The organism is Dyella sp. RRB7, assembly GCF_022761115.1.
Taxonomy (GTDB): domain Bacteria; phylum Pseudomonadota; class Gammaproteobacteria; order Xanthomonadales; family Rhodanobacteraceae; genus Dyella.
Genome location: NZ_JAKWJS010000007.1, coordinates 1 through 12450 on the forward strand (window position 1 = coordinate 1; position 12450 = coordinate 12450).

A 12450-nucleotide genomic window follows, 5' to 3' on the forward strand; every position below is an offset into this window, starting at 1 on the left:
GGGGCTTTATCCCTCAAACGCCTTCCCAGCCGGGAAGGCGTTTGTCTTTGCTCCTTTTGAAAATCGCGCTCCTGCGCAACGCGCGTTATCGCCTATGATGCAAAGCGTCCTGGCCCGGCGTTCCGCGGAGCATCTCCCTCGTGTTTGTCCATGTCGAAACCCGTCGTCGCAGTCATGTGCAATGGGCCACCGTGTTGCTGGTGGTGCTGTGCGTGATCAGCTTCGTCGGGGTGGCCCTGATGCCGGCGCCGCAGCGCATGTCGATGTGGCTCGAATGGGGCACGGTGCCCGCGAATATCTTTGATGCGAAGCAGCCGATCCTTCCGCAGCTGCATGATCCTTCGCTGTTGCGTCTGGCCACGGCGTTGTTCATCCATCTCGCCTGGCTGCACTTGCTGGGCAATCTGCTGTTCCTGGTGATTTTCGGGCTTCCCGCTGAACGCGCCTTGGGTTCGCTGCGGTTTTTGCTGCTGTTTATGCTCGGCGGCATCATCGCGAACCTGGTCGGCGCCTTGTCATTGGCGGGCGTGCGCTCGCCGATCATCGGTTGCAGCGGCGCGGTCTCGGCCGTGCTGGGCGCGTATATCGCGCTATTCCCGCGTGCACGCCTGGGCCTGGTATTGCCGCTCGGTCTTTATCTCGAATTTGTACGAGTGCCGGCGTTTCTGCTCATCGGCATCTGGGTGTTGCTGCAGCTGCTCTTCACCTACGCAGGCCCGAGCTATGGCGCCGTGGTGTGGTGGACGCATATCGCGGGTTTCCTGTTCGGCGTGGTGTTCGCCTTGTTCTCGCGCGATGCGATTGCCAGGCGCCTGCGCGGGTAAAATACGCGCATGCGAACCAAGAAACTCTACAAGGTAACCTTCCTGCACCTGGGCAAGTGCTACGAGCTCTATGCCCGGCACGTGGCATCCAGCAGTCTGTGGGGATTTACCGAAGTCGCCGAGCTGGTGTTCGAGCCGGTGGGTGAAGGCCTGCTGGTCGATCCGACCGAGGAACGCTTGCGCGAGGAATTCAAGGACACCCGCGTGCTGCACCTGCCGATGCAATCGGTGGTGCGCGTCGAGGAAGTCGAGAGCAAGGGCGCGCTGGTCATTCGCGATGCTGCGGACGGGCAGAAGATCACGCCCTTCCCGATGCCTCCGCGTGGACGTCAGTAGCGATCCATGTAGCCTCAAACGTGGCGGATGACGGCGATGACGATCTCCACCACGATCAGCAGGATGATGGCCAGTTCCATCAGTTCGCCGCGCTTGCTCGAGGCCTCCTCGTACAGCGCGGCATAGCTGTCGCGGATGATCGCCAGCTTGCGATCCACCGCCTTGCTCACATGCGGCACGCGGAACAGCTCCAGCGCCGACGCATACACACGGGCCAGATAGACGTCCTCCGTCACCTGCAGTGCGTTGTCCACTTTCTCGGTGATCTCGGTGACTTCGGCCACTAGCGTGTACAGGCGCCGGGCGAGGTCGGCATAGCGGCGTGCCGCAAAGGGGCTGGCGACGTTGTGGGTGGCCTCGACCAGGTCGTACATGCGCGGCAATTCGTCGTCGAGCAGTTCGTCGTAGTAGCGCAGCTCCAATAGCTGGGCGTTGGCGACCTCAAGGATGTCGACGACGTCCGAATCATCACGCGGCTCGTAGATGAACGCGCGGTCCCAGGTGAGCACCACCAGGTCGTCGGCATAGTAGGAAAAACGTTGCCGCAGCAGATCCTGCCGAGCCTGTTCGGACAACGGTCGCGATTCGCCGGACAGCAGTGGCACCAGGTCGACCTCCTCCGCCAGTGACGAGGTGGTGGTCACGCCGTCAAGCGCGTGTACCAGGCCCAGTAGATAGTCCTCGTGCAGTGGTGCCGAACTTGGCCGCGACAAGGCTGGGCGCATGATCTCCATGATCTGGGCCAGCAGCTGCGCCCACACCGGTGAACCCGACGCGATGCCCAGGGCCGCATCGACCGCGTTGACCTGTCCGGTAAAGTCCGCCCATGAAAGATCGTTGGCGGGCACGCGCACGGAGAAGGCCGCCACGCCGAACTCGTACAGGCGCGCCATCACGGTGGCCTGCAGCGATCGCCCGCCAATCTCCACCCGCACGGGTTCCAGCGTCAGCTCCACCGGGGGTTCGCCGAACGTCATCGCCTTGGGTGGTGCGCTGATCAGGCGACTGCGTGCCGCGGCCGTGTGCGCATGACGCGCCCATAGCGATTCGACGGCAGCCAGATCGATGGCATCAGCGATGTCGACCAGGCGCATCGCGATCACGGCGGCCCGGTATACGTGAGGCTGCTTTCGTTCCATCCTGTCGGTCCTTTCCGGAGAGCGCGAAGCCTCGGTGGCTGCGCCCGGCGTGTCCATTCTAAGACTGCGCCATGACAGGTGCCGATCGATCAGCCGGATGCCAGTCCGTGATGGCGGGAGAATTGCCGGAACAGCCGCCGCGCCAGTGGTGTCGGCGCCACTTGCCGGAAGGTGTGGTGCGGGTCGAAGCCCTCGCGCCGCATGTCGTGATGCTTGCGATGGATATAGGCACGCATCACGTCGGCATTGAATTCGGGATGGAACTGCGCGCTCATCGCGTTGGACCCATAGCGCAGCAAGTGGTGCGGATCGCGCGCGGAACTGGCCAGCACGGTGGCGCCCTTGGGCACTTCCAGCACGCTCTGCTCATGCGTGGTGTGGGCGCGAAATTCCGGGGGCAGCCGGGCGGTGAGCGGGTCCGCCTTGGCCGCATCGAGCAGCCTGATCGGCACCGTGCCGATTTCACGGCCGCCCGGCAGGTAATCGACGCGTCCGCCCAGGGCATGCGCCATCAGCTGATGGCCATAGCAAATGCCGAACAGCGGCAATTCCAGGTCCATCGCATCGCGGATCCAGCCGGCCGTGCGCTCGCTCCACGCGGCGTGCTCGGTAACCATCGCGGCGGAACCAGTGATCAGGGCGCCGGCGACCTCGCCGGGCGGAGGCAAGGCCTCGCCCCATTCCACGTCCACGATGCGCACGCGTTCCGGCGACAGCTGGGCGCCAAGGCGGAACCAGTGCGGAAAGTCGCCATGACGCGCGCGGATGGGAGCGGGTGCGCGGCCGGTGCGGATGATCAGGACAGGCTTCATGCGATGGGACGACTTCTTCGTGCGGGTGGAATCCATGATGCGACGTCAGGCTGAACCGTGCTCGATCGGCGGTATCACGGTAAGCACTTCCTGCACCGTGGTGACGCCGCGCGCGACCTGCGCCGCCGCGGAAATGCGCAGCGGCCGCATGCCCTCGGCCAGCGCCGCGTGGCCGAAGTGGCTCAGGTCCAGCTGCGCGGAAATCAGGCCGCGCAGGCGCGACGACAGCTGCATCATCTCGTAGATGCCGGTGCGGCCCTTGAAGCCGGTGTTGCGGCATTCCAGGCACCCATGGGGCTTGTAGACCTTGTCGGGCAGCGGCACGCTCCAGCCATGGGTCAGCGCCGTCCATTCGTGCGGATCCTGTTCGGTCTCCTGCTTGCAATACGGACACAGCGTGCGCAGCAGGCGCTGCGCCACCACTCCCGTGAGCGTGGACTGGATCAGGTAGTGCGGCACACCCAGGTCGAGCAGGCGGGTGACGGCGCTGGGCGCGTCGTTGGTATGCAGCGTCGACAACACCAAGTGGCCGGTGAGCGAGGCCTGCACCGCCATCTGCGCGGTTTCCAGGTCGCGGATCTCGCCGACCATGATGATGTCCGGATCCTGGCGCAGCAGGGTGCGCACGCCGGCCGCGAAGTCCAGGTCGATCGCCGGCTGCACCTGCATCTGGTTGAACTCGGTCGAGACCATTTCGATCGGGTCTTCCACCGTGCACACGTTGAGCTCGGGCGTGGCCAGGTGCTTGAGCGTGGAATACAGCGTGGTGGTCTTGCCCGAGCCGGTAGGACCGGTGACCAGCACGATGCCGTGCGGACGTTCCACCATGGCGCGCCAGGCTTCGCCTTCGTCGGGGGAGAAGCCCAGCTGCGAGAAATCCTTGGCGACGATATCCGGGTCGAAGATACGCATCACCACCTTCTCGCCGAAGGCGGTGGGCATGGTGGAAATGCGCAGCTCCACCTCGCGGCCCGAGGTGGAACGGGTCTTGATGCGGCCATCCTGCGGGCGGCGCTTCTCGGACACGTCCATGCGCGAAAGAATCTTGATGCGCGCGGTCACCGCCGTCATCACCGGCGGCGGCAGCTCGAACACCTTGTGCATCACGCCGTCGATGCGAAAGCGCATCTGGCCGGTTTCGCGGCGGGGCTCCAGGTGGATATCCGACGCACGCTGCTCGAAGGCGTACTGCAGCAGCCAGTCGACGATGTGCACCACATGGCGGTCATCCGCCCCCACTTCGCCGCTCTTGCCCAGCTCCAGCAATTGCTCGAAGTTGAGAATGGCGGAGGAGTCGTAGCCCGAGCCCTTGGCGTCCTGCGCCAGCTGGATCGAGCGCTGGACGCCATAGAACTCCAGCAGGTAGCGGTTGATGTCCAGCGGGCTGGACACCACGCGCTTGACGTCCCTGCGCAGCATCTGCGCCAGGTCGGCGGCCCAGGCGCCGTCGAACGGCTCGCAGGTGGCGAAGGTCACTTCGCCCGGCGCGGCGGCCACGGGAAGAATGCGGTGGCGCTCAGCGTAGGCGCGGCTCACCACCTGGGTGACCACGGCCGCGTTGATCTTCATCGGGTCGATCTTGAGGTACGGCAGCCCGGCCTGGCCGGCCAGCCAGGCGGTGAGGCCTTCCAGGCTCAGCGCGCGCCCGGGATCGCGCTGGTTGGGCAGTTGGGCATTGGCGATCAGCACCAGCGGATGCAGCTCCGCCGTGCTGCGCCCGCTGCGCGAGCCCATGCGCACCTGCTTGGCGTCTTCCGCCAGCAGGTAACCCTCCACCACCAGGGTGGCGAGCAGTTCGTCCAGGGCCAGCCGGCCACGGCGGCCAAGCAGGGACGCGGATTGCGGTGATACAGCCATACGGCAATCTCTCCCGAGGGGCTTCATCGCCCTGAAAATCCAGCGGCGAAAGCGGTCCCGGCTATACTAACCCGCTTTATCGAAGCCCACGGGAAGCCATGTCCGCGCGCACCTTCCAGGATGTGATCCAGACCCTCAACCGCTACTGGGCGGCGCAGGGTTGTGTCTTGCTGCAGCCCCTCGATACCGAGGTCGGCGCCGGCACCTTTCACCCCGCTACGTTTTTGCGTTCACTCGGTCCCGAGCCGTGGGCGGCGGCCTATGTGCAGCCCTCGCGTCGCCCCACCGACGGCCGCTATGGCGAGAACCCGAACCGCCTGCAGCATTACTACCAGTATCAGGTGGTGATGAAGCCCAATCCGGACAACATCCTGGACCTGTACATCGGCTCGCTGAAGGAGCTGGGCCTGGACCCGCTGGTGCACGACCTGCGCTTTGTCGAGGACAACTGGGAATCGCCCACGCTGGGCGCCTGGGGCCTGGGCTGGGAAGTGTGGCTCAACGGCATGGAGGTGACCCAGTTCACCTACTTCCAGCAGGCCGGCGGCCTGGAATGCCGTCCCGTCACCGGTGAGATCACCTACGGTCTCGAGCGCCTGGCGATGTACCTGCAGAACGTGGACAACGTCTACGACCTGATATGGACCGAAGGCCCGCACGGCAAGGTCACCTACGGCGACGTGTTCCACCAGAACGAAGTGGAACAGAGCACCTACAACTTCGAGCACGCCAACGTGCCGGAACTGTTGCGCTGGTTCGACGTATGCGAGGGCGAGGCCAACAAGCTGATCGCCGCGAACCTGCCGCTGCCGGCCTATGAGCAGGTGATGAAGGCCAGCCACACTTTCAATTTGCTCGATGCGCGCCGCGCCATCAGTGTCACCGAACGCCAGCGCTACATCCTGCGCGTGCGCACGCTGGCGCGCGCCGTGGCCGAAACCTATGTGGCACAACGCGAGAAGCTCGGGTTCCCGGGCCTGAAGAAAAACGTGAAGGAGCAGGCTGCATGAGCGCCGCCACCAAGCCGTTGCTGATCGAACTGGGCACGGAAGAACTGCCGCCCAAGGCGCTGGATGAACTGTCTGCCGCGTTCCTGCGCGGCGTGTGCGACGGCCTTGCCAAGCGTGGCGTGGAGGCGGCGCTGGATCAGGCGGCACGCTATGCGTCGCCGCGTCGTTTGGCCGTCCATATCCCCGCCGTCGCGGTGAACCAGCCGGAGCAGAGCGTGGAGCGCCGCGGCCCCGCCGTGAATGCCGCGCTCGATGCCAGTGGCCAGCCGAGCAAGGCACTGCAAGGTTTCGCGCAGTCGTGCGGCGTCACCGTGGAGCAGCTGGAAAAGCTCGAGACCGACAAGGGCTCGTGGTTCGTGTTCCGCGCGGTGAAGCCGGGCCAGCCCGTGGCGGCACTGCTGCCGGAGATCGTGGACGAAGCGCTCAAGGGCCTGCCCATCCCCAAGCCGATGCGCTGGGGCGACCACGACTACACCTTCGTGCGCCCGGTGCATTGGCTGGTGATGCTGCATGGCGCGGACATCATTGACGGCCATGTGCTGGGGCTCTCTTCCGGCCGCCAGTCGCGCGGCCATCGCTTCATGCATCCGCAGCCGGTGCACGTGGCCGATGCGGACAGCTGGCTGGACGCGATGCGCGCCGCCAAGGTGCTGGCCGACCCGGCCGAGCGCCGCCAGAAGATTCGCGATGAAGTGGCGCGCGCGGCCAAGGAAACCGGTGGCGTGCCGCAGCTCGATGATGCGCTGCTGGACGAGATCGCCAACCTCACCGAATGGCCGGTGGCGATCGCCTGCCAGTTCGATCGCGAATTCCTCGCCGTGCCGCCCGAGGCGCTGGTCACCACCATGGAGACCAACCAGAAATTCGTGCCGGTGTTCGATGCGCAGGGCAAGCTCACCGAGCATTTCATCGGCGTGGCCAACATCGAGAGCAGGCAGCCGTCGGAAATCCGCAAGGGCTACGAGCGTGTGATCCGCCCGCGTTTCGCCGACGCCAAGTTCTTCTGGGACGAAGACCTCAAGACGCCGCTGGCCGGCTATCAGGACCAGCTCAAGCAGGTGACCTACCAGCAGGCGCTGGGCAGCCTGTGGGACAAGAGCGTGCGCGTGGCCGAACTGGCCCGCATCATCGCCAACCGCGTGGGCGTGGATGCCGGCGAAGCCACCCGGGCCGCCGCACTGAGCAAGTGCGACCTGCTCACCCGCATGGTCGGCGAATTCCCCGAGCTGCAGGGCGTGATGGGTCGCTACTACGCCGCGCAGCATGGCGAAACGGCGGAGGTGGCCGCTGCGCTGGACAGCTACTACCAGCCGCGCTTCGCCGGCGATGCCATTGCGGCCGGCAAGGTGGGCCGCGTGCTCGCCGTGGCCGATCGGCTGGACACGCTGGCCGGCATCTTCGCGGTAGGCCTCAAGCCCAGCGGCAACAAGGACCCGTTCGCGTTGCGCCGCGCCGCTCTGGGCCTGGCGCGCACCCTGGTCGAGGGCGGCCTGGAACTGGACCTGCGTGGCAGCTTCGTCGAAGCGCTGGAGCTGCTGCCGGAAGCCGCGTTGGCGGCGGGCCTCAAGCCGGGCAAGGACGGCAACGCGCCGGCGCTCGATGCCGGCAAGCGTCGCGCCACCCTGGTCGATGAGCTGTATGACTTCGTGCTCGAGCGCCTGCGCGGCTATTACGCCGAGCAGGGCTTCAGCGGCGAGCAGTTCGAGGCCGTGCTGGCCGTCTCGCCGGCCAGCCTGGTCGATTTCGATCGCCGCCTGCGTGCCGTGGCCGAGTTCGGCCGTCGTCCGGAAGCGTTGAGCCTGGCCGCCGCCAACAAGCGCGTGGCGAACATCCTGCGCAAGCAGGCGGAAGAAGCGGATGCACCGGTCGTCGGCACCACGGTCGACCCGACGCACTTCGAGGCCGATGCCGAGCGGGCGCTCGCTTCCGCGCTGGATGGCGCACGCGCCGATACGGCCGCGCCGTTGCGGCAGGGCGACTACGCCGCCGTGCTCACGCGCCTGGCCCAGCTGCAGGCGCCGGTGGATGCATTCTTCGACAGCGTGCTGGTCAATGCGGAGAACCCGGCGGTGCGCGCCAATCGCCTCGCCCTGCTGGGCCAGCTCAAGGCGCAGTTCGGCGCCATCGCCGATATCGCCCGCCTGTAACGTCCGGGCGCCAGCCCACAGCAAAACGGCAGCCCTCGGGCTGCCGTTTTATTTGCGAAAAGGCCAAGGCCTCAGGCGACGGCCTGGCGGCCGCGCTTCACGCGCTCATGCAGGCGCTGGTTGAACGTCACCATGGCCGACGCATCGACATCCGTGCCGCCCGGGCCGAGGATCTCGTAGAGATCGGCCAGCATGTCGGCATTGTCGGCCAGGGTGAGCCGGCTTTCGGCCAGGTCCAGTTCCGACTGGAGGATGCGCAGCGCCGTGTTCAGGCGGTGCGGGTCCATGGCCATGCCGCTGGCGTGCAGCGTGTCGGCCGCGGTACGCAGCTTGGAACGGTGGCGATTGGCGGCGGCTTCGGCGTTCGGCAGTTCTTCGCCCGAGGCGATGGCGTCGGCCTGGATGGAGCCTTCGCCGGCAACCAGCCACACCAGGGAAATCCCCAGCGTCTTGGCCAGCGTGACGCAGCGCGCGCGCGAAGGATCGGTGTTGCCATCGCGCCAGCTGCGCACGACGCCCTCGGAGAAACCGCACATGCGGGCGATTTCGGTAACACTGCCCACGCGCTGGATCAGCACTTTGATGCGATCAGCGAAAGTACCCGATGACTCGATGGTCGAATTTTTCTGAATATTCATCGCAGTTTCCTGACGGATGGCGACAAGTTGTGGTGAGCGTGAACCGAAATTCAAATTCTAAGCGTCAAGTAATCGTTAAAAACGAGTTACATCCGCAGCATCTTTCTATCGGATTCGCAAGGATTTGGCGGTAGCGGCCCCGGGGAGCAACTTCTGCCGACTTCCAAGAACGCAATTGTCCTTGATTGGTCACCCGTATTTCGCTGCCTTGTTCAGCTGCCAGACAGGTAAATTGGGCTGGTGCCTCCTTTGGAACCAGTCACATACAGTCGTCCCGCGTCTGCCGCAGGGCACGTCCCCTGACCCTATGGCGCCCACTGTGCCGCAAGATACCATTCAATAAACTTACGACGGTCGCGCATGGCAGATCCTCCGCAGCATCTTTGCGGCCTGAAGTCGCGGCTGTCCGGTGGATGGGTCCGAACTTTCGCCTGGGGCAATGGAGCGCAGTGTGCTGCGACTTGGCGCTGCCGAACATTACGATCCGTTAATGTGCGGCGCGGACGTCATGAAATCGCCCCAGGGGCCGCGGCCGGGGCGATCCGTGGCGTGAGCGGAAGCCACGCCATGGTCATCATGCGTCTGCCTGCGCTGTTCCGAGCGCATGCATTTGGCCGTCCAAGCATCCCGTCGCATACGCAAGCGCATGGCGCCAACTTTTACAAGCCCTTACCTTTGGGCTATCCTCAGAGCTTCCCCCGTGTAGAGTCGAGGCGTGTTGGGCGCCTGTTGGTTCTCGCGCTAAGCCCTGACAGTTGATAGAGGTTTCCCCCATGCGCAGGTTGGTTTGGTCGCTGATGTCGGTCGCTGCACTGGCTCTTGCCGGTTGTGGCAATTCTTCCGATTCGTCCCAGAATGCCTCGCAGGGTGGCGAGTCGTCCGCTTCCGCAGGAGCTCCCGCCAAGGCCAATGCCGTCACCGGTTCGGTGACCGTGCGCGACGCCAACCAGCTTTCGGGCGATGCCAAGCTGGATATCACCCTGGTGGACGTGTCGGCCCCGGATGCACCGGCGCTGGCAACCAAGTCGATCAGCTCCGCCACTACCTTCCCGCAGTCGTTCGAGCTGGATTTCAATCCGACCGATATCGATCCGGCGGCAATCTATGTGGTGAAGGCGGTGGAGACCGACGGTGATCGCAAGTACACCATGCCGATCCAGGCGCCGGTGCTGACCAAGGGGGCGCCGAGCCAGGTGAGCATCCAGCTGGTGGCCGAGCAGACTCCGGGCGAGAAGGAATTGGCTGCTTTTACCGCCGTCCAGAAGCAGATCGGTGGCATGAAGATCAGCAACGGCACCAAGCTGGAAGACAAGGTGTCGCGTGGCTGGCAGGTGTTCCGCGAAGCGGGTGAAGTGAAGTTCATCCGCGAAGAAGTGGATTACGGCGACAAGGGCTTCACCAGCACCGACTATGCCTACAAGGATGGCAAGCCGTGGGTGGTGGTGCAGCAGAAGAAGTCCAGCAAGGACGCCAAGCCCACCTCCACCGAGCGCGTGGCATGGGCGCAGGACGGCACGCTGGTGCTCAAGAAGAACGAAGCCGGTGGCAAGACCTCGACGCTGAGTGATGACGATGCGGCCAGCCTGCAGAAGCAGGCGCAGTCCATCCTCAGCCTGGCGACGGGCGGCAAGGGCAAGTAAGCCCCCGCTTTCATCGCGCCTCCGGGCATGAAAAAAGCCGTCCGCTCACGCGGACGGCTTTTTTGTTGGCGGCAGGGTGGCCTTAGAAGGCGTACTTCAGGCCCAGGTTGACGCTGTTGTACTTCTGGCTGTCGTCGCTGAAGCGGCCGCTATAACCCACCCAGCCGGACAGCACCGGGCTGAACTGGGCCGTCACACCCACATCGCCGGTGCCCCAGGTCTTGTCCGGCGTGAAGCCAACCAGGCTGAAGCTGCCGGGCATGCTATTGAGGCCAGCGGTGATCTCGCGCGGATCCGCCTTGCTGTCGTGGTTCCAGGCAAGCTCGGCGTACGGCGAGAGCATCACGCTGCCGACCTGCCAGTGACCCTGCAGGCGCCAGCCGAGGGTGGAAACCAGCGAATCACGCTGCTGGTGGCTGAACCACATCGAGCTGCTGTCGCTGCCGCCTTCGCTGTAGCCGTCGACCTTCACCGTCTGCCACTCGACCGTGGCGAACGGGCCGGCGCGCAGGGTGGAGACATCGAACCACCAGCCACCGGTGAAGCCGCCGCCCACGTGGTTGCCGTCGGCCTTGGCGTTTTCGGTGCGCAGGTCGGCGCCGATCTGGATGCGGCGCTCGATATCGGAGAAGTTGTCCTGGCCGAAGTCGACGTAGCCACCGATGTAGCCGCCGCCCTGGTGATAGGTGAGGTAGCCCAGGCCCGAGATATCCTGCAGCTTGTAGCCGCCGCCACCGGTGTAGTCGGCGTTGTGCTGGCCGATGTTCATGGCGATGCCGCCCGACAAATTGTCGTTGGCGCGCACGTCCGCGCCGATCGTCAGGTTGACATTGTTGCTGGTGGTGCGCGGCGAGCTGCTGCTGCCGTCGAAGGTCTGGTCGCCGTAGTCGACGTTGGCGAAGACGCGCGTGTCGCTGCCCTGGCCATCGGCCAGCATCTGGTCACGGATGGAGCGGTTCTGCGCGGAGATCGACGCCAGCGGCGCCTCGGCCAGCAGCGAGGCGTAGCCCGGTGCGTTGATGATGGACATGACGTACTGGCCCAGCATCACGTCGGCAGCCGTGGTCGGATGCACGCCGTCGGCGAACAGGTAGGTCTGGTTGGTGCCCGGGGCGTACGAAGAGGTATAGAGATTCCCGTTGCCGCTGCCGACCTGCGGCCCGCAGAGCAAGGAGTTGGAACCTGCACCGCAAGCCGGTTGGGTGACATTGGTGAAGCCGAACGCAGCCGGATGGGCCGCCACCTCGTCGATCAGCGCAAACGTGTTGACCGGGATGACGTTGAGGCCGTTGTTGCTGAGCTGGGCGATGCCGGACTGCAGCACGTTGTTGTAAATGATCGAGATCTGCGTGCCACCCGACTCGGCGGCCGCGCCGCCGGCGATGCTGTCGGGCGTCTTGCCGATGTCGGGCAGGTTGTATACCACCACGTACTTCGCCCCCGCTGCCTGCAGGCTGCCCAGCAACTTGACCTCGACCTGCGCGGCCGCCTCGGCGCCGGCAGCGATCGTATTGGCGTCGGTGTAGGCACCGGTGAGATAGAAAATATCGTTCGCACCGCCCCATACCTGGTAAAGCGTGCGCGGGTCAGCCTTGCCGCCGGTGGCGGCGAAGTACTGCTGGAACTGCTGCGGAATGTTCTCGATGGGCAGCGTGGTGGCGTTGTTGACGAAGCCGGCGCCACCGTAGGCGTAGTCGGTACCGCCCTGCAACGACGCCTGGATGTTGAAGCCCAGTGCCTTGGAGACATTCTCAACGGCGGTCGAGCCCGGGTTGGTGGTGAAGCGCTGCGGCTTCAGGCCAAGCATCAGCGAGACGTTGCCCGCGTCGCTGAGGCTGTCGCCAAACACCACGACGTTGTTGAACTGGGTGTCGGCGGCGAAAGCATGTGAGCCGAACAGCAGTGATGCGGCGACGGCGCCGGCAAGCAGACGAATACGTGGCATGGTGAAAATGCTCCTGGGCCTTTGAGGCCAATTGTTATTACTGCGTTACGGTAATGCAGCCCGTACGTGAGCGCATGCTGCGCCGCACCGCGTTTCCCTTCG

At 65.0% G+C, this 12450-nt stretch carries 10 protein-coding genes; 5 read left to right on the forward strand and 5 right to left on the reverse strand.

Annotated elements, in window-relative coordinates:
• The first annotated feature begins 140 nt into the window (after positions 1-140).
• Both MJ606_RS15125 and MJ606_RS15130 read left to right on the forward strand, forming a co-directional pair.
• Positions 141-824 carry a rhomboid family intramembrane serine protease gene (locus tag MJ606_RS15125; protein WP_243050377.1) on the forward strand — a complete coding sequence of 228 codons (684 nt, stop codon included), beginning with the start codon at positions 141-143 and terminating at the stop codon, positions 822-824.
• Between the two features lie 9 nt (positions 825-833).
• On the forward strand, positions 834-1160 hold the full coding sequence (locus MJ606_RS15130; protein ID WP_243050378.1) for a DUF1820 family protein: 327 nt from the start codon (positions 834-836) through the stop codon (positions 1158-1160).
• 14 nt (positions 1161-1174) lie between these two features.
• Here the strand turns inward: MJ606_RS15130 and MJ606_RS15135 are convergent, their stop codons facing one another.
• From MJ606_RS15135 to MJ606_RS15145, 3 genes are all read right to left on the reverse strand, one after another.
• Positions 1175-2299, reverse strand: coding sequence for a hypothetical protein (locus tag MJ606_RS15135; RefSeq protein WP_243050379.1), 1125 nt, complete (start codon positions 2297-2299; stop codon positions 1175-1177).
• A gap of 89 nt (positions 2300-2388) precedes the next feature.
• On the reverse strand, positions 2389-3111 hold the full coding sequence (locus MJ606_RS15140; protein ID WP_243050380.1) for a glutamine amidotransferase: 723 nt from the start codon (positions 3109-3111) through the stop codon (positions 2389-2391).
• A 45-nt stretch (positions 3112-3156) separates the two neighbouring features.
• A complete protein-coding gene (locus MJ606_RS15145) occupies positions 3157-4968 on the reverse strand; it encodes a GspE/PulE family protein (RefSeq protein WP_243050381.1) in 1812 nt (603 codons plus the stop codon).
• Between the two features lie 98 nt (positions 4969-5066).
• Between MJ606_RS15145 and glyQ the strand changes: the two genes are divergently transcribed.
• Both glyQ and glyS read left to right on the forward strand, forming a co-directional pair.
• Positions 5067-5978: a glycine--tRNA ligase subunit alpha gene (gene glyQ, locus MJ606_RS15150; RefSeq protein WP_243050382.1), complete on the forward strand. Its 912-nt coding sequence runs from the start codon at positions 5067-5069 to the stop codon at positions 5976-5978.
• A complete protein-coding gene (gene glyS / locus MJ606_RS15155; RefSeq protein WP_243050383.1) occupies positions 5975-8125 on the forward strand; it encodes a glycine--tRNA ligase subunit beta in 2151 nt (716 codons plus the stop codon). Before glyQ ends, glyS begins: the two co-directional genes overlap by 4 nt.
• Before the next feature lie 71 nt (positions 8126-8196).
• On the opposite strand, the gene MJ606_RS15160 is transcribed toward glyS, so the two are convergent.
• Positions 8197-8763, reverse strand: a complete 567-nt coding sequence (locus MJ606_RS15160) for a helix-turn-helix transcriptional regulator (protein ID WP_243050384.1) — start codon at positions 8761-8763, stop codon at positions 8197-8199.
• A gap of 773 nt (positions 8764-9536) precedes the next feature.
• Here MJ606_RS15160 and MJ606_RS15165 point away from each other — a divergent pair.
• Positions 9537-10403 carry a YbaY family lipoprotein gene (locus MJ606_RS15165; RefSeq protein WP_243050385.1) on the forward strand — a complete coding sequence of 289 codons (867 nt, stop codon included), beginning with the start codon at positions 9537-9539 and terminating at the stop codon, positions 10401-10403.
• Positions 10404-10485: 82 nt separating this feature from the next.
• On the opposite strand, the gene MJ606_RS15170 is transcribed toward MJ606_RS15165, so the two are convergent.
• Entirely contained in the window at positions 10486-12348 is a 1863-nt protein-coding gene (locus MJ606_RS15170; RefSeq protein ID WP_243050386.1) for an autotransporter domain-containing protein, read from the reverse strand.
• Positions 12349-12450: the final 102 nt, after the last annotated feature.

Coding starts and splice junctions, on each gene's coding strand:
- MJ606_RS15130 (WP_243050378.1), top strand. CDS start 834: ATGCGAACCAAGAAACTCTACAAGGTAACCTTCCTGCACCTGGGCAAG.
- MJ606_RS15135 (WP_243050379.1), bottom strand. CDS start 2,299: ATGGAACGAAAGCAGCCTCACGTATACCGGGCCGCCGTGATCGCGATG.
- MJ606_RS15140 (WP_243050380.1), bottom strand. CDS start 3,111: ATGAAGCCTGTCCTGATCATCCGCACCGGCCGCGCACCCGCTCCCATC.
- MJ606_RS15145 (WP_243050381.1), bottom strand. CDS start 4,968: ATGGCTGTATCACCGCAATCCGCGTCCCTGCTTGGCCGCCGTGGCCGG.
- glyQ (WP_243050382.1), top strand. CDS start 5,067: ATGTCCGCGCGCACCTTCCAGGATGTGATCCAGACCCTCAACCGCTAC.
- glyS (WP_243050383.1), top strand. CDS start 5,975: ATGAGCGCCGCCACCAAGCCGTTGCTGATCGAACTGGGCACGGAAGAA.
- MJ606_RS15160 (WP_243050384.1), bottom strand. CDS start 8,763: ATGAATATTCAGAAAAATTCGACCATCGAGTCATCGGGTACTTTCGCT.
- MJ606_RS15165 (WP_243050385.1), top strand. CDS start 9,537: ATGCGCAGGTTGGTTTGGTCGCTGATGTCGGTCGCTGCACTGGCTCTT.
- MJ606_RS15170 (WP_243050386.1), bottom strand. CDS start 12,348: ATGCCACGTATTCGTCTGCTTGCCGGCGCCGTCGCCGCATCACTGCTG.